The 18,295-nt window shown below is 62.5% G+C and carries 19 protein-coding genes; 11 read left to right on the top strand and 8 right to left on the bottom strand.

Annotated features, from left to right (window positions below):
* The first annotated feature begins 29 nt into the window (after positions 1-29).
* Positions 30-965 carry an LpxL/LpxP family acyltransferase gene (locus OKA05_RS25635; protein ID WP_264490071.1) on the top strand — a complete coding sequence of 312 codons (936 nt, stop codon included), beginning with the start codon at positions 30-32 and terminating at the stop codon, positions 963-965.
* Positions 966-967: 2 nt separating this feature from the next.
* Positions 968-2,272 (top strand): polysaccharide deacetylase family protein, encoded by a 1,305-nt coding sequence (locus OKA05_RS25630; RefSeq protein ID WP_264490070.1) that lies wholly within the window; start codon positions 968-970, stop codon positions 2,270-2,272.
* Positions 2,273-2,464: 192 nt separating this feature from the next.
* Here OKA05_RS25630 and OKA05_RS25625 read toward each other — a convergent pair whose 3' ends face one another.
* Together OKA05_RS25625 and OKA05_RS25620 are read right to left on the bottom strand one after the other, a co-directional pair.
* Entirely contained in the window at positions 2,465-3,115 is a 651-nt protein-coding gene (locus tag OKA05_RS25625; protein ID WP_264490069.1) for a methyltransferase domain-containing protein, read from the bottom strand.
* A complete protein-coding gene (locus OKA05_RS25620; protein WP_264490068.1) occupies positions 3,112-3,888 on the bottom strand; it encodes a glycosyltransferase family 2 protein in 777 nt (258 codons plus the stop codon). The genes OKA05_RS25625 and OKA05_RS25620 overlap by 4 nt, the downstream gene beginning before the upstream one ends.
* Positions 3,889-4,140: 252 nt before the next feature.
* Between OKA05_RS25620 and queD the strand changes: the two genes are divergently transcribed.
* A complete protein-coding gene (gene queD / locus OKA05_RS25615; RefSeq protein ID WP_264490067.1) occupies positions 4,141-4,506 on the top strand; it encodes a 6-carboxytetrahydropterin synthase QueD in 366 nt (121 codons plus the stop codon).
* A 187-nt stretch (positions 4,507-4,693) separates the two neighbouring features.
* Here the strand turns inward: queD and hemQ are convergent, their stop codons facing one another.
* The gene (gene hemQ, locus OKA05_RS25610; RefSeq protein ID WP_264490066.1) at positions 4,694-5,521 is read right to left on the bottom strand and encodes a hydrogen peroxide-dependent heme synthase; all 828 of its coding nucleotides are present in this window, start codon (positions 5,519-5,521) and stop codon (positions 4,694-4,696) included.
* Positions 5,522-5,535: 14 nt separating this feature from the next.
* Positions 5,536-6,813 carry a hypothetical protein gene (locus OKA05_RS25605; RefSeq protein ID WP_264490065.1) on the bottom strand — a complete coding sequence of 426 codons (1,278 nt, stop codon included), beginning with the start codon at positions 6,811-6,813 and terminating at the stop codon, positions 5,536-5,538.
* A 319-nt stretch (positions 6,814-7,132) separates the two neighbouring features.
* Between OKA05_RS25605 and OKA05_RS25600 the strand changes: the two genes are divergently transcribed.
* From OKA05_RS25600 to OKA05_RS25575, 6 genes are all read left to right on the top strand, one after another.
* On the top strand, positions 7,133-7,375 hold the full coding sequence (locus OKA05_RS25600) for a ferredoxin (RefSeq protein ID WP_264490064.1): 243 nt from the start codon (positions 7,133-7,135) through the stop codon (positions 7,373-7,375).
* 8 nt (positions 7,376-7,383) lie between these two features.
* Positions 7,384-7,755: a DciA family protein gene (locus OKA05_RS25595; RefSeq protein WP_264490063.1), complete on the top strand. Its 372-nt coding sequence runs from the start codon at positions 7,384-7,386 to the stop codon at positions 7,753-7,755.
* 14 nt (positions 7,756-7,769) lie between these two features.
* Complete coding sequence (locus OKA05_RS25590) at positions 7,770-8,819, top strand: NUDIX domain-containing protein (protein WP_264490062.1); 1,050 nt, start codon at positions 7,770-7,772, stop codon at positions 8,817-8,819.
* A 176-nt stretch (positions 8,820-8,995) separates the two neighbouring features.
* Entirely contained in the window at positions 8,996-9,547 is a 552-nt protein-coding gene (locus tag OKA05_RS25585) for a hypothetical protein (RefSeq protein ID WP_264490061.1), read from the top strand.
* 10 nt (positions 9,548-9,557) lie between these two features.
* Positions 9,558-9,923 (top strand): dihydroneopterin aldolase, encoded by a 366-nt coding sequence (gene folB / locus OKA05_RS25580; RefSeq protein ID WP_264490060.1) that lies wholly within the window; start codon positions 9,558-9,560, stop codon positions 9,921-9,923.
* 58 nt (positions 9,924-9,981) lie between these two features.
* Positions 9,982-11,562, top strand: a complete 1,581-nt coding sequence (locus OKA05_RS25575) for a zinc ribbon domain-containing protein (RefSeq protein ID WP_264490059.1) — start codon at positions 9,982-9,984, stop codon at positions 11,560-11,562.
* Between the two features lie 558 nt (positions 11,563-12,120).
* Here the strand turns inward: OKA05_RS25575 and OKA05_RS25570 are convergent.
* Both OKA05_RS25570 and rsmB read right to left on the bottom strand, forming a co-directional pair.
* Positions 12,121-12,258 (bottom strand): hypothetical protein, encoded by a 138-nt coding sequence (locus OKA05_RS25570; RefSeq protein ID WP_264490058.1) that lies wholly within the window; start codon positions 12,256-12,258, stop codon positions 12,121-12,123.
* A 255-nt stretch (positions 12,259-12,513) separates the two neighbouring features.
* On the bottom strand, positions 12,514-13,728 hold the full coding sequence (rsmB, locus tag OKA05_RS25565) for a 16S rRNA (cytosine(967)-C(5))-methyltransferase RsmB (RefSeq protein WP_264490057.1): 1,215 nt from the start codon (positions 13,726-13,728) through the stop codon (positions 12,514-12,516).
* 891 nt (positions 13,729-14,619) lie between these two features.
* Between rsmB and OKA05_RS25560 the strand changes: the two genes are divergently transcribed.
* Together OKA05_RS25560 and OKA05_RS25555 are read left to right on the top strand one after the other, a co-directional pair.
* Positions 14,620-14,859, top strand: a complete 240-nt coding sequence (locus tag OKA05_RS25560) for a helix-turn-helix domain-containing protein (RefSeq protein WP_343226999.1) — start codon at positions 14,620-14,622, stop codon at positions 14,857-14,859.
* 12 nt (positions 14,860-14,871) lie between these two features.
* The gene (locus OKA05_RS25555) at positions 14,872-15,783 is read left to right on the top strand and encodes a reverse transcriptase family protein (RefSeq protein WP_264490055.1); all 912 of its coding nucleotides are present in this window, start codon (positions 14,872-14,874) and stop codon (positions 15,781-15,783) included.
* A gap of 104 nt (positions 15,784-15,887) precedes the next feature.
* On the opposite strand, the gene OKA05_RS25550 is transcribed toward OKA05_RS25555, so the two are convergent.
* Both OKA05_RS25550 and OKA05_RS25545 read right to left on the bottom strand, forming a co-directional pair.
* Entirely contained in the window at positions 15,888-16,187 is a 300-nt protein-coding gene (locus OKA05_RS25550) for a FitA-like ribbon-helix-helix domain-containing protein (protein ID WP_264490054.1), read from the bottom strand.
* Positions 16,188-16,669: 482 nt separating this feature from the next.
* Positions 16,670-17,977, bottom strand: coding sequence for a UDP-glucose dehydrogenase family protein (locus OKA05_RS25545; protein WP_264490053.1), 1,308 nt, complete (start codon positions 17,975-17,977; stop codon positions 16,670-16,672).
* Between the last annotated feature and the right edge of the window lie 318 nt (positions 17,978-18,295).

Raw genomic sequence — 18,295 nt, 5'->3', positions numbered from 1 at the left:
GCGGGGCAGCCCGCTTACCTCGCCGGGCCTTGGAGGAAAAAAAGCACAGCCGCTGGCGGCGCATCGGGATCTTCGGCGATCTGCCGACGCGCCTCCTGATGCGCGGGCTCAAGGTGACGCCGTGGTTTCTGGAGCCGGTGCTGATCCCGCCGTGGACGCTGCTGTTTTTCGCGGTGGCGAAGTCCCAGCGCCGGGCGGTTGCGGGGAACCTGCGGGCGCTCTTTCCCTCGTGGTCCGCCGTACGCGCTTGGACGGGTGCCTACCGGGTGTTCCTGAATTTCGCCTTCACCTACGTGGATGCCATGCGCTGCGAGACGGGGACCGGCGCGGTGGACTGGATCATCGAGGGGCTCGAGCACTTCGAAGACCTCAAGTCGCGCCCGGCCGGCTGTATGGTGCTGACCGCGCACATGGGGAACTATGACATGGCCGCGCCGCTGTTTTCGGAGAAGTTCGGCCGAGTCATCCACGCGGTGCGCGCCCCGGAGCGCGAGCCGGAGATGCAGGCGCTGCGCGAGGCCGAGATCGCGGAGAAGGAACGGCTCAACCCGTACTTCCGCACCAGCTTCAACCTCGATGGCGAGATGTTAGGCGTCGAGCTCGCCCGCTACCTGAACCAAGGCGATATCGTCGCGGTGCAGGGGGATCGCGTGATCTTCGAGGTGTCGCCGATGGAGGCCGAGGTCGAGCCGGGCCTGCTGATGCGGCTGCCGCGGGGGCCACTCTATCTTGCCCGGATCACGGGTGCGGCGGTGTTTCCGCTGTTCATCGTGCGCGATGGCTGGCGGCGGTATCGTGTGCAGGTCCACGCGCCGCTGGAGTTGCCCGCGCGCGTCCGTGGTCGTGGCGAGGATCCGGCCACGCCGGTTTGGGCCGGGGCGATCCTAAGCGGGGTGAAGGAGCATTGGAAACAGTGGTTTGTCTTCGAGCCGGTGCTGCGCCGCGAGAAAGGAGGGACCGCGTGATCGTGCTGGAGAAAGATCGGCCGAATCGTGCGGTGACGTCGATTTTCCAAGCCTTTGGCGGACGCTTGAGGACGCTGTCAGGCGATGCCGTTCACATGGCCGAGGGTGCGGGCCACCATCGCTTCGAGTGGCGGGTGCTTTCCGTGCTGATCCCGCTGGTGGCGGGTGCCGCGGTGTTCGATGGCTTGTGGTGGATCGGCGGGCCGTGGCTGGCGTGGTGTGGCGTGCTACCCACATTGCTGGTTGTCTTGCATGTCGTCGCCTACGTCTTGGGCGGGAATGACGCCACCGCGCAATGGCGGCGCTGGGCACTGTTGCTGACGCTGTGGGCGGCCTTCCAGTGGTTCATGGTGCCGGACTGCGAGGTCGCTTGGGCGATGTGGCTGTGGTTCGCGATGCTGTTGGCAAATGCCGCCGGAGCCATGGTCTTGATCTGGCGCGCGTTGATGACGGCGGATATCGTTTGCACCGCGGCGGTCCGCTGGCTCATCGCGGTCGTGATCCATGTGCCGGCGGGCTTTGGCGTGTGGCACTATGGTTGGCGGGGCGGCGTGGCGGTGATGCTTGCCGCCGCTGCCTTTTGGTGTTGTGGCACCTTCCTGCCGAATGCCCGCATCTTCGGCCCCATCGCGCGTCGGGTTCATGGGAAGGACGTGCTGATCACCATCGATGATGGGCCTGACCCCGAGGACACACCGGCCCTCCTCGATCTGCTCGACCGGCATGGCCGCAAGGCGGTTTTCTTCGTGATCGGCGAGAAAGTACGACGTTTCCCGGAGTTGGCGCGCGAGATTGTTCGTCGCGGCCATGAGTTGGGGAATCACACCATGACTCACCCGGTTGGTTTCTTCTGGGGATATGGACCCACTCGCACCCGCCGCGAGATCGAGGGATGTCAGCGGGCGATCGAGGAAGTCACGGGCGTGAAGGTGCGATTCTTCCGCGCTCCCGCGGGGCATCGGAATTGGTTCACGCATCCCGTGTTGAAGGAGCTCGGACTTGAACTCGTCGGCTGGCGCAAACGTGCCTTTGATACGGTGCGCTCCGATGTTGGTGGCATCGTTCGTGATCTTACCGGCGGGGTGAAGGAAGGCGACATCCTCCTCCTTCATGAAGCCACACCGACGGCGGAGGGGGTGATGGAGGGGGTTCTAACTATTCTAAGTGACCGTTTTCCATCGAATCCCAAGGGCTCGAACTCCATGGAGCCGAATGACACTGTGCCGGACTCCACGTCCACGTCGCCAACTTCCAACGACCGCGTAGCGGTCGAGGACGGTAGGCGTGGGTTTCAACCCACGGACTGAACGTACTCCGTGATGCGTGTCGCAGTGCGACACCGGAATAGGGGCGAAGGGAGCCTTTGTTAGAATCGGGTCCGCATCGCCCGGATTCCTTCGCGACGCGACGGGTTCTTGCGTGCTAGGCCTGCCGTGGGTTGAAACCCACGGCTACCATCCTTGGTCGCTACGCGACCGTTAGAATATTGCTCCGGGACCCTACGCCTTCTCCAACACAATCAGATGATTGTTGAATGGCGTGCCGCCCCACAGGGGAGAGACCGTCACCGTGCCGTGCGGGGAAAGGATTCGCTCGAAGTCCTCGCCGGACGGATAATGCGTGGGAGCGGCCTTCATCCAGAACGTGATCTTCGCGACGTAGTCACAGAACACCGTCACCTTGAACCGCCGCGAGCTGTCGCGCAGGCCGGAACGGATCACCAGCTTGCCACCGGGGGCCACTCGCGATGCCGCCAAGCCTAACAGCTTCTGCTGCTCCTCCGGCGTGAAGAACTGCAGGATGTCGAGAATCGTCACGTTCCCCATGTGCTCCGGCAGCCCCTGCCGTGCGTCATGGCTGTCGAACGAGAGGTCGCCGTGCTTCAATGCAGCAGCCGCCTTCCGAGCTGAGGCGATCTTCCGCGGATCGTAGTCCACGCCGTGGATCGGGAACGCAAGGCCGCGCTCGCGGAGATAGAAGGCCAGCAGCCCGAGTCCGCAGCCCAGGTCGAGCAGCGGCAGCGAGGAGTCACTGAGTTCATCGTAGACCGCCCCGTAGAGCGGGTCGGTTTTCACCTTGGACGCCACATAGGTCCGATCCCACACCCCGGGGAAAGGGGCGGCGAGTTTCTTGGGAAGTTCGGCAGTCACGAGTGCGGCGGGCTAAAGGGATGGAGCGGGTTTTCGCCCCGGAGCGCAAGCCAAGGAAGCCGCACGAGAAATCCGAAGAGCAGCCGCGCGTGCATCCACGTCAGCAAGGCATTGTCCCGCAGGTAGCGGAATTGCGAAATGCCCCCCTCCTCGCGGCTCAGGTAGCGGACCGGGGTCGGGAGGTTGAGAATGGGCACGCCGCGCCAAGCGAGGCGCACCGCCACCTCCGGATCGAAGTCGAAACGACGGGCGAAGCAGGTGCTCTCGAAGACCGTCACCAACTCGGCGGCGGGGTAGAGCCGCATGCCGAAGAGCGAGTCATCGATGCCCCAGCCCATGGTTTCGAGATTCGCCCAGAAGTTGGATACCTTCCGGCCATTCACCCGCAGGGCGGGCGCAGAGGCATCGAACACGGGCCGGCCGAAGACCGCGGCCTGGGGATGCTGGTGAGACAGCCTAAAGTAGTCCGGGATCATGTCCGCCGGATGCTGGCCATCGGCATCCATGCACAGCACGTGGGTGAAGCCCTCGGCCAGCGCCGCGCGGGTCCCGTACAGGACGGCGGAACCCTTGCCGGCATTCTTCGGGAGGTGGGCGACCTTCAGCCGGGGATGGGAAAGCAGCGGCTGGAGCAGCTCCGGCGAGCCGTCAGTGGAGCCGTCGATCACAACCCGCACCGATACGTCCTGCGCCAGCGCCGCCGCCACGGTGGAGGGGAGGATTGGGCCGGTATTGTAGCTGGGGATGAGAACGACAGGTCGGGAATCCGGCATGCGGAGGGAGGTTTGAAGGGGAAATCACCAATCATCAATCTTCCAATCCGTGAGAATCACCAATCAGAGTGCCTGAAGAGGCAGTATCGCTGACGCGAAGTACGGAGGTTCCTTGGGAAGAGTCGCCCGCTTTGACGCGGGCTGGCTGAGGCGAGAGCCATTCTATTTCTTCCAAACACTTCGATTGGTGATTGGAGGATTGATGATTGGTGATTCCTTTCCCGATGATTGGTGATTTCAATTCCCCCCGCCATGCGCGCCCGCTTGACCAAAGACTTCCGCTTCGAAGCCGCCCACACCCTGCCGAGCCTGCCGGAGGACCACAAATGCCGCCGCATGCACGGCCACAGCTTCAAGGTGGAAATCTCGATCGAGGGCGAGGTGGATGAGACCATCGGCTGGGTCTATGACCACAAGCGGATCACGGAAGCCATGCGCCCGCTGCTGGAGCTGATGGACCACGGCTACCTCAATGACATCGAGGGCCTCGAAAGCCCGACCATCGAGCGGATGGCGGGGTGGTTTTGGAAAAAACTGGCGCCCCAGCTTCCCGGCCTGGCGGAAATCGTGATTTACGAGACCCCGACGGCGCGATGTTCATTCCGCGGCGAGTTCTAACAGACGACGCCGACTGCCGGGTCGCGAAGGGGAGCACAGAGATGGCTCTCAACCGCCAGTCTCCGCAGCGCCAACGGCGCGACATTTCTTAGCCCAGCCCATCGGGCTGGTCGTCCGTGCGGCGCGGGGGGAGGGCAAGCGGGCCGGGTCCTCTTGCCAACCCTAGCCCGCGCTCTTCGCGGCTCGCTCACAAGCAAATCCGCCGGAACAACTCATCCAACGGCAACTGCATGCCGATGTAGAAGTCGCCGAATTCCGCATAGCGCGCGGAGACCTCGTCGAAGCGCATCTCATACACGATCGACTTGATATCGACGGTGTCCTTGGCGAGCAGGGTGACGCCCCACTCGTATTCATCCAGGCCGGTGGAGCCGGTGATGAGCTGGAGGATGCGGCCGGAATACGTGCGGCCCACGCGGGCGTGGCCACTCATCAATTCGCGGCGCGCTTCGTAAGACAGCGAGTACCAATTGTCCGCGCCGGTGCGGCGCTTGGACATCGGGTAGAAACAGATCGCCGGCCAGTCCGGCAGTACCGGGTAGAGGCGGTGCTTGAGGTAGTGCGCCATGCGCTCCTCGAATTCCTTCATGGCCTGCTGGAATTCCGGACTGCCCTCGGTGAGGCCCTTCTCGCCGATCAAGGTGTCGGCGGCGTATTGCGCGGAGGTGGTCGTGTATTCCGAGCTCTCGGTCATCGAGAGATACGAATACGCCGGGCTGAGGATCTCGGGGCCGAGCGAAAGCGTGAGCTGCTTTTCATAGCCCGTGGCCACCTGGAGATCCGGCGTGAGCAGCATGAAGCCGATGTCCGCCTTGGGCGTCGCGATCGCGAAGGTCAGCAGGTGGGTGTCCTTGGTGGCGCGGATCTCCTGGACCAGCTCAGTGAGCCGGGTCTTGGCGGCGCGCTTTTCGTCATCACCGAGCAGCGACCACTGGGAGTGGTCGATCTGATAGAAGAGGTGCATCACGTGCCAGCCTTCGCGCGGCACAAGCGGGGGAACATTGGTATCGGACATGGTCAGGGTCGGGATCAGCGGCGGTCAGGGAAAATGGGAATTGAGGAGATCTTCTTGAAGGAGCTGGCGGGACTATCGCCGGGAGGGCCTTCCAGCACGTCGGCGGTCCAGTAATTGCCCTTGCCAGTGCGGTAGGACTGGAAATCGCCATCCTCGGTGAAGCCATCGGTGGCGGCGAAGGCGACGGTGGCGCTGCCGCTGCTCTCGAAGCGGCCGGCACCGAAGGAGCGGGTGATCGGGTCGCCAAGCGGTTCGCCATCGCCATTGCGGAACAGCACGCGCAAGGCGCCACCCCCCGAATGCTCGGGATCCAGCGTGAGTTCGAGCACCGGGATCAAGACGACCTCGCGGCGGGCGACGTCGCGGGTGTCACCGCTGCGGACTGGTTCGCGCCAGAAGGTGCTGCCGGAGGCGATCCAGGCGAGATTGCCCTTCAGCGGGTAGTCGGGGAGGCCTTCGGAATCACTGGTGAAGGAAAGCTGGCTGAAAAAGCGGGTCAGCACCCACAGCGCGGTGATCATCACCACCACCACGAAGGAGGCGATGCCGATGACTTCGCGGCGGTTCATCCGTGGCCGGGGGATGTTGCCCTTGGTGGCGGGCGCGGCGGGGCGGGGGCGGTTTTCCTTGGCCACTGCGGGGGCAGGCTCTTCTTCCTGCCCGGCATCGTAGGGCTCGGGTGCTGGTTCGGGTTCGGGCTCGGGCTCCGGCGCAGCCTCGGGTTCAGGCTGGTAGAGCTCCAATTCCAGCTCTTCCACCACCGGCGGCGCGGCGGCTTGCGGGGCGGCTGTTACTTCGGAACCGGCAGGCTTCTTCTTCGCCCTCTTCTTCTGCTGCTTTCCAACGGGGGCCGGCGGCTCGGCAGGCTCTTCGTCGATCGCGCTGGTCAGGGAAATGGTCTCATCCGCGGGCGGAGGCGATGGAGCGGGAGCAGGCGGGCGGCCGGGAATGGGTTTGGACGTGCGCTTGGGGGCAGGCTCCGGCTCGCTTTCGTCGAGGTCGCCGATCTCGTCCGCGGGCGTGGAACGGGTGACCGGCGGCTTGACCGGCGAGTGGAGGCCGCGCGGCGCGGGCGGTTCCACCGTCCCGGGGGTGGATTCCGGCTCGGTGGCGGCTTCCTTGTTGGAAATCGGCCGGGGCGACGGAGTCGGCTTGGCCTGCCGGGATTGGCCCGGCGCGGCCTCTTCGTCCAGATTCCACAAATCATCCTCCGTGGTCTCCCGGGAGAGATCCGAAAGCTGCGGGCGATTGCGGCCCGGCAAGCCGGAAGGATTTTGTGGTTCCGCGGACATGGATGAGGGTGGCCACCGGTTTAGGAATCGCGCCCGGACTTGGCCAGTGGAAAGCATGGCCGCAGGGAATCGGCCACCGCCCGACCGCTGCGAGTTTGAGAACCGCGAATGGACGCCAAGGGACGCGAATTACGGGTGTCCCGGCCACGATTTGCCGAAATGAAGGCTCAATTTCTTCCAAATTGGCGTCGATTGGCGTCGATTGGCGTCGATTCGCGGTTGGGATTTCCAAATGCGGTCGTCTTGGGGATTCGGCAAAAAGGGATTGCATGCCGGACGCGGCGGCGCGATGCACCTGCCAGCAGCATTTCCTTCCCAAATGGCCGATCGAGAAGACAAGAACCCGGAAAACGTCGGCGGCAAATTCTACGTCGATAGCCAGTGCATCGACTGCGACCTCTGCCGCGAGACTGCACCGAACAATTTCACCCGCTCCGACGACGAAGGCTACTCGTACGTGTACAAGCAGCCGGAGAACGACGAGGAGCGCGCCCAGAGCCGCGAGGCGATGGAAGGTTGCCCGGTCGAAGCGATCGGGGACGACGGCAGCGGCGAAGACTGATCCAAGCCATGGCCAAGGAATCCCGGCTCGAAGCGATGCGTCGCGCAGTGCTCCGGGAGTGGCTGGGCGGCGAGGAGCCGGTGCGTCTCGACTCCCGGCTGCACCTGCCGAAGGAATTCCTGGGCGCCATCCTCAAGCAAGCGGGTGCCACCGAGGGCATCGATGAGGAGCGGCTGAGGGAGATGTGGAAGGAGGTCGCCGGCGATTTCGTCGCGCGCCATGCCACCCCAGCCTCGCTGAAGGGCGGCTGCCTCACCCTCAACGTGCTGCAACCGGCGATGCGCTTTCACCTAGAGCAGACCCGCGGGGTGCTGCTGCAAAAGGTCCAGCAAGCCGCCGGTGCCGGGGTGGTGAAGAGCATCCGTTTCCAGGTCGGCTGACTGATACCCTTTCCATGTTTCGCAACCTGATTTTCGATTGGTCCGGCACGCTGGTGGATGATCTCCCGCCGGTGCTGGAGGCGACCAATCACGTGCTCGGCATCTACGGCAAGGAGCCCCTGGACCGCGAGGGCTTCCGCCTGCGCTTCAGGCTGCCCTACGCCGAGTTCTATGAGGAAATGATCCCCGGCGTCCCGCTGGGGGAGCTGGAGGTTCATTTCCGCAAGGCCTTCGGTGCGTCGCAGGTGCCCGTGACGATTTTGCCACATGCCCGGGAGAAGCTCGAGTGGTGCCGCGACCACGGCATCCGCTGCTTCGTCCTGACCAGCATGGATAGCGATGCCTTCCAGTCGCAGCTTGTCGGGCTCGGGCTGGCCGACTTTTTCGAAGCGACCTACTCCGGTGTGCTGGACAAGCGCGAACGGATCCTCGGTATCCTGGAAACGCACCGCCTCGCTCCGGAGGAAAGCGCCTTCGTGGGCGACATGACCCATGACATCGATACGGCGCGCCACGGGAATCTCACGTCGATCGCGGTGCTGACGGGCTACACGCACGCGGGGCCCTTGGCGGCGGCGCGGCCGGACCTGACCGTGCCGGATCTGGCGGTGCTGCAGCGCTTGTTGGAACGACCGGGCTGGAAGCCGCGGCCGGTGCCTACCGTCGGTGCGCTGCTTCACGATGGCCGTGGCAAGCTGCTGATGGTCCGCACCCACAAGTGGGGCCACCGCTGGGGCATCCCGGGCGGCAAGATCCGCCGTGGGGAAAGCTCGCTCGATGCCCTGCGCCGCGAGATCCGCGAGGAGACGGGGCTGGAGATCACCCAGCCCGCCTTCGTGCTGGTGCAGGACTGCATCGATTCCACCGAGTTCCAGCGGCCGGAGCACTTCCTGCTGCTCAACTACGTGGCCCGCACCCAGCCCGGGGACGTCATCCTCAATGACGAGGCGCAGGAATTCCGGTGGGTCACGCCTGCTGCTGCGTTGGGGTTGGATCTGAATCGGCCGACTCGGACGCTGCTGGTCGAGGCGCTGAATCAAGGGCTGATCGAGCATCCGGTGTGAGATTGAATGCCGTTGTAGCGGAACGCCTGCGTCGTTCCGGCGGCGTTCGGACCGCACCGGCAATCGAAGTCGCGATCTATCTTCCCGCCCCGCCGGAATGGCGCAGCCATTCCGCTGCGAGAGAGACAAGCCACCACCGGGCTTGCTTTCCCTGCTTCATCATCAAGCCTCGCGCCATGGCCGTGACACAATGGATGAGCTGGGAAGGGGGCGTGGATCTGATCGCCGTGACTGCGTCGGGAATCGAGATGCCGAACGTGATCGTCCACGTCGCGCGGATGGTGCACACGCCGGTCGGCTCGGCTCCGGCCGGGATCGTCTTGTGGCAGCCTGACCCATCGGCTCCGCCGGCGGTCTGCGGATTCGTCAGCAGCAATCCCGAGGTGGCTGCCTACTTCGGCCCCCAGATCTTCGCCGGCACGCCCTTCGAACACGCGCCGGTGCTGGAGGCGAAGATCGAGATCTTCTCCGGGTCCGATGCCTGCTCGGCCCGGGTGGAAGTCGCGGGGCACGTTTTCGAAACCTCGCTCACCGGCTTGGCCCCGGCGGAGCTGATCCAGCGGGCTCCCATCGTCACCGCGCCCTTCACCCAGCAGGGCCTGGAAGCGCCCGCCGCCGCCGCCACGCTCAAGGTGAACGGCCAGCCGGTGGACATCATCATTCCGCCCGTGGGCATCACCGGCGGGCCGTGTGCGGTGTCGGCACCTTGTGGTCTCTATGCCCGCTGACGGGTCTGCCATGGAAGATCGCCACCAGATCGAAATCCGCCGTCTCAAGGTGAGTTGTCACATCGGCGTCCCGGATGAGGAGCGCGCGCTGCCGCAGCAACTGCGGGTGAGCGTGAAGTTGTCGGTATCGTCACCTTTCCACACGATGGGTGACGAGATTTCCCGCACGCTCGACTATGCCGCATTGGCCGGGGCGATCCAGGACCTCGCGGCGGCTCGTCCGCGGCGGCTGATCGAGACCCTGGCGGCGGATGTTGCCGGCCTCGCAATGGACTTCGGGGTGGTCACGGCGGTGGAAGTGACTGTGGAGAAATATATCCTGCCGGATACGGAATGCGTGGCCGTGCACCTCCGCCGCGAGCGGGAATCGGTCTAACGGCTGGGAGGTTCTCCCGGGTTGCATTGCCCGACTCTTCCGCCAATCTTTCCGGGACATGGATCAACCACACGCCGACGCGGAAAAGCTCTCCATCCGGTGCCCCGGATGCGGGCAACGCTTCAAAGTGGGCCTGGAACTGCGCGACCGCATGGTGGAGTGCGGCACCTGCGAACACCGCTTTCGCGTGAATGACGAGGTCGTGGTCCGCGCCAAGAAATTCTATCCCGGCGAGCGCCGCGTGCCATCGCTGGATTCCTTCGCCCGGGTGCCGAAGTCCGTAGCCGCACCTTCCCACTCGACTTTCCAGACGGTCCAGTACGCGCCCGAGCCGGTCCATCATCCGATCGAGGCGACCTCTCCGCTGCGGCTGCTGCTGGGCTTCAGCGCGGTGCTGATCGCGGTGATCGTCGCCCTGCTGCTGATCTTCGGCGGCTCGCCCGGCGGCGTTCTTTACGGCACCGGGCAATCGAAGCGGCTGATGCTGGCCGGCTTTTCCGCCTTGGTCTGCGGAGTGCTGCTCATCGCCGCCAATCCCCGCGCCCGCGGCCGTGCCGTCGTGGGGGCTCTCGCCGCGGCGGCCGGGCTGCTGTCGCTGCCGTTCGTTTTCACCACCGGCAGTGAGACGGGCGGCCCGGTCACGGAAAGCGATCGCCCGTCCGACGGCTCGCCGATCGCGGTGGCGCCGCCATCCTCGAGGAACGAGGCCGTGGAGGCGCTGAAGAAGGAGATCGTTTACGAGCCGATGGAGCGTGCCCTCGAGTCCGATCCGAATGCCATCGGCATCTGGCTGCACGGCTTGCGCGAGTTTCACCGGCTCCAGGTCCGCGACTACATCGTGCGGAATTCCGGGGCCAGCCCGAGCTCGCACATGTACCCGCGCTCCGGCGACTACCTGATGGTGGTGACCGGCGTGAAGGAGGATCTGTCGGTGCTGGCTCGCTTGTGCGAACGCTTCGGCGAAGTTCGCCGCCCGTCGGAGGAATTGCGGATCATCGAGGTGGTGGTGAGGAACGACAGCTTCCAGGAGGGGCCGCTCGACAAGCTGACCGATCCCGCCAACCCGGCCTTCTACGAGCTGAACAAGCGCGAGCTGGAAAGCATCGACCTCGAGCGCGCCCGCCGCGCCGTCAATCGCCTCGCACCGGTCGAGCCGAAGCTTTACCGCAAGGACATCGTCAAGCGGATGGGCGAACTGGTTCAGGAGGGCGACGCCGCGATCCGATTCGAGATCGGCAAGGCGCTGCCAAAGTGGAGCGAGCCGGGCGATGGCATGGAGGCCATCGTGCGGGGTGTGATCGAGAAGATCCCGCCCGGCGAGGACGTCGCGCAGTCGCTGGTGACCTTCCTCGCGATCCGCAACGACCAGGCTGCGATTCCCTTGGTCGATCAACTGTGGCTGCTCGAACCTAACAAGTGGGAGCAGAGCTACGGCGAACTCGGTACGGGCATCGAGGACAAGCTGCTGGCCCGCTTTCCCGAGACCACCGTGACCCAGCGGATGTCCGCCGTCCGGTTGTTAGACAAGGTCGGCACCGCCAAGTCGGTGCCGGTGCTGGAAGGCGCGCGTGCCGAGGCGGATCCCGAGATGAAGATGCTCATCGAACGGGCGCTGGAATCCATCGGCAAGCGGAAGTAGTTTCCGGCATGGAAGGCGAACCTGCGAAGCCGAAGCTCGAGTCAAAGCTGGCTGTCGTGGAGGGGGAAACCGAGGCGTGTGCGACCTGTGGCCGCGAGGCGGTGCTGGTCGTCGATGGCGTTGGGTGGTGCGAGTCGTGTGTTCACGCGCGCGGGTCGTGCTGCGGGGAGTCGGAGATGGAAATTGGGTGAGAAACTGGCAGAAGGAAGACGCTGAGATCCAAGCGGTAGGTAGTCCCGCCTTCAGGCGGACTTGCCTTTAAACGTCGTCGTCCGAGCCGGGTTCGGGCGAAGAGATTGAACCGCGAAAAAACGCGAAAAAACGCGAAATTTGCCAGAATGAAGATTTTCTCCTGCCTTTAGATTTCGCGCATTTTCGCGTGATTTCGCGGTTCACTTCAAACTTCCGGGTCGCGCGATAAGCTGAAGCCGTTTGTTGCGACTCAGCGGCTAAGAGGCTTCACGGAATGATTTAAGCGGACTTGTAAGGTGCTTCGAGGCCGCCTGAAGGCGGGACTACGTACCACTGCTGGCGGGCCGCTGCTGTCCGGCCTGAGGACTACCGCGCCGCGGGCACCGCCGGCGCGTCCTTCCGCGTGAACTCGGCGGTGTCGCTCAGGTACCAGATGGCCGCTCCGCTGAAGATGACAGCGAGCAGGACGATCAGGGTGAGGAACATGCCGAAACAGGATTTCATCGGGGTCAGGTCGGGCCGAGTGTTCAGTTTTCCGCGGACGTCGCAAGAGCGGGTTTGGCGGTTAAGCCCGGGGTCGTGGAAGGATTTCAACCGCAGATGAACGGGATGAACGCAGATGGACGGAGGGGATGGGCGCTAGTGGTGGTGGAGCGGGTCTGTAGAAGGGCAGCAGGCCGGGCTTTCGCCCTTGGATCTGCGTGCATCCTGTTCATCTGCGGTTCGTTTCTTCCCTTGGTGTAGGAAGGAGCGCTGCGGTCAAGCCAGCCGCAGGCAGGCGGCGAAGGCGCCGTCGGTGCCATCCCGCTGCGGGAGTGCCTGGCGGGTGTCCTCGAGGGACAACTCGGGGTGATCGGCGAGCACGGCGTCGATGAGCGCGGCATTCTCCTCGGCCTCGACCGAGCAGGTGGAGTAGACGAGCCGGCCGCCGGGTTTGAGGCAGGGCAAGGCGTTCTCGATGATCTGGCGCTGGAGCTTGGTCAGGGCGGTGATGTCGGCGGGCTTGAGGCGCCAACGGACATCGACGCGGCGGCGGAAGACGCCGGTGTTCGAGCAGGGGACATCGAGCAGGATCGCATCGAAGGCGCCGTGCCACTTCCCCGGTCCGGGCGTGCTCCAGTCGTGGCAGTCGATCTCGGCGTCCTTGATTTGAAGGCGCTCGAGATTCTCGCGCAGGCGGGGCAGGCGCTTCTCGTTCGAGTCGGTGCAGACGAGGTCCTTGCCGCCGCCTTGGGCTGCGGCGATGAGGAAGGCCTTGCCGCCCGGGGCGGCGCAGGCATCGAGCACGCGCTCGCCGGGGCGCGGGTCTAATAAGTCCACGGAGTGCCGCGTCGCGGGGTCCTGGATGTAGATCGCGCCGGACGCGAGAAGGTGGTTGGGAATCGGGCCCTCGATCTGGAAAAAGCCATCGGGCAAGTCGCTTTCCGGCGCCTGGAAATCGGACGCCACGAGCGGGTTGAGCCGCGCGATGGTCGGTGCGGGATGGTTGTTGAAGGCCATCAGCTCGATCGCTTCTTCCTTCCCGTAGGCCTTCTTCCAGCGCTTGAAGAGCCATTCCGGATGCGAGTAGCAGGTCTCCGGCGGCACGCCTTCCAGGTCGAAGAGTTTCTTCTTCGTCGCCGCCGCGCGGCGCATCACCGCATTGATCAGCCCCCGCGCACCGCTCTTGCCGAGTTCCACGGTTTCGAAGACCGCCGCGTGATCGGGCAGCTCCAGGATCAGCAACTGGCAAAGCCCCACGCGCAGGATGTCTCGCGTCTCGTCATCCAGTTTGCCCTTGCGAAGCTGGCTGATCCAGTGGTCGAGCAGCCGCAAATTCCTCAGCACGCCGAGCACGATCGCATTCAGCAGCGCCCGGTCGGCGGAGGAGAGGTCGTTCCGCGAAGCATGCCGCTCGATCAGGTTTTCAGCATAGGCATGCCCCTTCGTCCAAGCCCGGAGAATGGAGACAGCAGCGCGGCGCGGGGATTTCATGGATGAGGCAGAGACAGAAGACTGGAAGACGACAGAGGGAAGACTGGAGGCGCGGGGAAGGGGAGGGAAGGCTGGTGAGGCGGAGGTTTCAAGCTTTCTGCGGGGAAATGAAGATTCCCAATTCCTAGTGGCTCGACGGAAGGGGCGAAATGCGGCGGTCGCAAAGCACTCGCCGGGAAGGATTCAGAATCCAAGGATCGACCCAAGGTCAGATTGGGCCCATTGGGTAAAAAATTATCTTTGAGGTGAAGAAAGTCCTTGAGCATTTTTCTGAATCCAGCATGGTCAGCGGCGAATGGTTGGTGATCGCATATCCGTCACTAAAGAAGAGGTTCTTTCGAGAACCTGCGGGGGTATTTTACCCCCAACCTTAACCCGCCAGAGCAGCCCCGGACGCCTCGACGCCTCGGATCGCTACTGGAGGAGTTATTGCCGCGCGAGACGCTCACGCGGCATTGGCAGAGGTAGGCAAGCCCTGTGTTTAAACGCGATGACTCGTAGTGGAAGACGACCGGAGGCAATTATGCCAAAGGCCACTACGAAACCAAATGTCACAAGACATCCACGAGTCGGGGAAGCCAGAGGATTCTGGCGGCCACAAGCCCGCGTTAAACACCAACCATATTCAACACAGGGGGCTGGTTGCGAAATTCATTCGAACGATCAAATTGATCGTTCGTTGGGTTTTCGTAAGTCGTGCTCTTATCAAGATCGTGATGTGGATTCCCCCGGTGGAATCGACATTCGTAAAGATTTGGGGATGGCTGAACTCTTGGTTTTCCGATGACTAGCCCAAAGGCGAGGTCCGCGAGATGCTAAGGATAACCAGCTTCTACTAAACCAATTGCCAATTTGAATAAGACGTTAAAAATTGTTCGACTCTACCATCGGGTGAGCCAAAAAGAATTGGCGGACCAGCTTGGGATCACCGCAGCGCATCTTTGCGGAATTGAGAAAGGAAATAAGAAGCCCTCCTTGGAGCTTCTTTCGAAGTATGCGGAATACTTCAAGTTGCCGCTGAGTTCGTTGATCTATTTCACCGAGCATGCCGATTCGGCCGAGGGGCGGAGACCGATTTCTCGTAAAGCGATTGACATGTTGGATTGGATCGAACGTGCGACCAGAATCTAGAGCCTCTCCCGCATGATCGCTCGATACCCGATAGAAAAGTCTCCGTTGTATCGAGCTGGTCCAAACAAACTCGCTTCTTTGCTTGGGTTCAAATCTGGCAAAGCACTCAAGGCGTTTGTTGGCGATTGCGAAAAGTCATACGCTTGTTTTCAGCATGACGGCAGGGGAATCGAGCACCCGCTTCGGAAGCTTCAGGTTGCTCACAAGCGACTTAGCACTTTGCTCGTAAGAATTGAAGTTCCCGATTATCTTCAGTCCGGAGTAAAGGGAAGGTCTTATATCGGGAATGCCCGCAGGCATGCTCATAACGCCGGCAAGAGAGCGTTCACGATGGACATTCAAAAGTTTTTTCAGAGTGCCTCATATAAGTATGTGTGGAAGTGCTTCGCAAAGCAATTCGAATTGGATTTGGATGTTGCCTCAATATTAACTCGTCTTGTTGTGATCAGGGGGCATATACCTACTGGATCGAGTGTAAGTACAATTCTTTCTTTTTACGCTTATCGAGTGATGTTTGATCGGATTAATGATTGCTGCGAAAGTGGGGGTGTTACATTTTCTTGCTACGTTGATGATATTACATGTTCTGGTGACGGAGCGACCCGACGTTTGGCTGGGGAGGTAAAGCGTATTGTTCGCAGCTACGGCCTCACACCGCATCCGAGCAAAACGAAATACTATCAACCCAGTGCCCCGAAGATGATTACGGGCGCTGCAGTTACCAAGAAGGGGCTTAGGCTACCTAACAAGAGGCGCAAGGCAATTCATGAGGATTTCAAATCCCTGTTAGGGCGCGAGGTTTCCGAGAATGTTGAAGTAATGAAGAACAGGCTGCGTGGACGGCTTGGTGAAGCATCGCTCTTCGAGGATCGTTTTAAGAAGCCTTTGAAATCTCCCGTTCTGAGGCAGGGCTCTTCTCAATAGAAAGCCGGCATTTAGAGACCAAGAAAAGAGGCGCGAGCTGGTGCTCGCGTCTCTTCATTCAAGTCTTGTGTCTGTCGTCTGACCGTCTTCTGCCTCGGTCCGCCTCAGCGCCCGGTCTGCGGATGACCAGAATAAGCATCGTCGTTGTCGTCGGCACGGCTTGCTTGCATCCACTCGCTGGTGGTGCCGCGGTCGGTCCAGATTCCACGCACGGACTCAATCGCGGTGCGCATCCGCTCCTGGGCGGAGGTGAGGGTCGAAACGAGCGGGTCGTCTTCTGCCACCGAGCGGGTCAGGATTTCCTTGGCCTCTGCTTCCATCGAACGCTGATGGAGAGCGGCGCGGATACGCAGCTTTTCTTCCACGCCTTTGTCCAGATTGTGGATCGTCAGAGTGGTGCTCACGGGTGAACCGTAAGCAATCCCAAGGCTGCCGTCAATTTGAGGCGGGGACTCGGCCATTCACATTTCGTCGACGCCACGACGGGAACTGACCCTTCAAGGATGCGATCCCTTCCCAGCATGAGGCGTCACGTTGTGACGCGATGGGTGTGAGGTGCTTACCTGGCACTTTCGTGCCAGGCTGTTATAAGCCGTCCCGTTGGGACGAAGAAGGAGGCTTGGTGGTGGTGGCGGCTTGGCCGGTGGTGCGCCGGACCGGCGCACATCGACAGGAATGTCGATGCCCCTTATGGGATCGCCCGGCGAGCCGGGCTATGGTGAGCCCGTTAGGTTAGGGCTACGCAGTCCGATCTTGAATTGTTCGGAGGCGAGGACCGATGCAACTGAGGGGGCGAAAAGAAAGAGGCGCGAGCTGGTGCTCGCGCCTCTTCGTTCAAGTCTTGTGTCTGTCGTCTGACAGTCTTCTGTCTCTGTCTCCGCCCGCCTCAGCGGCCGATGGAAATGTATTCGAGGTTCGCAGCCTTGGCGTCCTTTGGATCGAGGAGGTTGCGGCCGTCGAAGACGAGCGGGGTGCGGAGGCGCTTGGTGATCTCGGTGAGATCGACCTTGGCGAAGGCCGGCCACTCGGTGGCGATGATGAGGCAGTCGGCGTCATCAAGCGTCTCGTAGAGGTCGGTGTGGTAGGTGATGTCGCCCTTGAGTTCGCCGAATTTCTTGGCGGTCTCGATGGCTTCCGGGTCGGTGGCGCGGATGGTGGCACCTTCGGCGAGCATCTTCTGGGCGAGGCGGATGGCGACGGATTCGCGGACGTCGTCGGTGTTCTGTTTGAAGGCGAGGCCCCAGAGGGCGATCTTCTTCTCACGGAAGACCCAGAGCTTCTCGCGGATCTTGTTGAGGAAGCGGTCGAGCTGGTCGGCGTTGATCTTCTCGACTTCCTTGAGCAGGCCGAAGGGCTGGCCGAGCGTTTCGGAGATATGGATGAAGGCCTTGATGTCCTTCGGGAAGCAGGAGCCGCCGTAGCCGAGGCCGGCATTCAGGAAGGAGCGGCCGATGCGCTTGTCCATGCCGATGCCTTCGGCGACCTTTTCCACGTCGGCACCGGAGGCCTCGCAGATGTTCGCCACGGCATTGATATAGGAGATCTTGAGCGCCAGGAAGGAGTTCGCGGCGTGCTTGATGAGCTCGGCAGAGTTGATGTCGGTGACGAGCACCGGAGCCACGAAGGGCTCATAAATCTTCTGCATGTAGGCCAGCGCGCGGTCGTCATTCGAGCCGATCACGACGCGGTCGGGATGCAGCAGGTCATCGACGGCGCAGCCTTCGCGGAGGAACTCGGGATTGGAGACGACGCCGAACTCGACGCCAGGAGGGGCGTAGCGGCGGACGGTCTGCTCGACCTTGTCGCCGGTCTTCACGGGCACCGTGGACTTGTCCACGATGACGCGGTAGCCGAGCTCCGGGGTGAGGCACTGGGCGATCTCGCGGGCCACCTTCTCGATGAAGGACAGGTCCACCGAGCCATCCGGCTGCGGCGGGGTCGGCACGGCGATGAAAATCACCTCGCCATTCTTGACGCCTTCCTCGGTGGAGGTGGTGAATTTCAGGCGGCCGGCGGCCACGTTCTGCTTCACCAATTCCTCAAGGCCGGGCTCATAGATCGGCACTTGGCCGGCGAGCAGGGTGGCGACTTTGTCCGGGTTGTTGTCAACGCAGGTAACCTCGTGGCCAACTTCGGCAAAGCAAGTGCCGGAGGTGAGACCGACATATCCGGTCCCGATGATCGTGATCTTCATGTAGTATAGGGGGGGGTGGGGTGAACGCGGGCGTATCTAGCAGCCCAGCCGACCGGGTGCAAGTCCCGCGAACGCGTAATGCGGAGGATTCCGGTTCTTTTTGGGACCAGGATGGATAGGATGGATGGGATTGAGAATGCCGGGGAAGCTGGAACGGGAGACCTCTAGAATCCTATCCATCCCATCCATCCTGCTTGGTCCGGTTCCTTCGATCGCTGGGATTCGACGCAAACGGACTTAAGGGCGCTCCGAAAAATCCCGTCGTCTTGTCAAAGGGGAACAACGAAACGATCGAAACGAGCGAAATCGGGGTTTGGC

The organism is Luteolibacter arcticus, from assembly GCF_025950235.1.
GTDB classification, from domain to species: Bacteria; Verrucomicrobiota; Verrucomicrobiia; order Verrucomicrobiales; family Akkermansiaceae; genus Haloferula; species Haloferula arctica.
The sequence above is the reverse complement of the archived record's forward strand: the minus strand, read 5'-3'. Positions and strand labels throughout refer to the sequence as shown.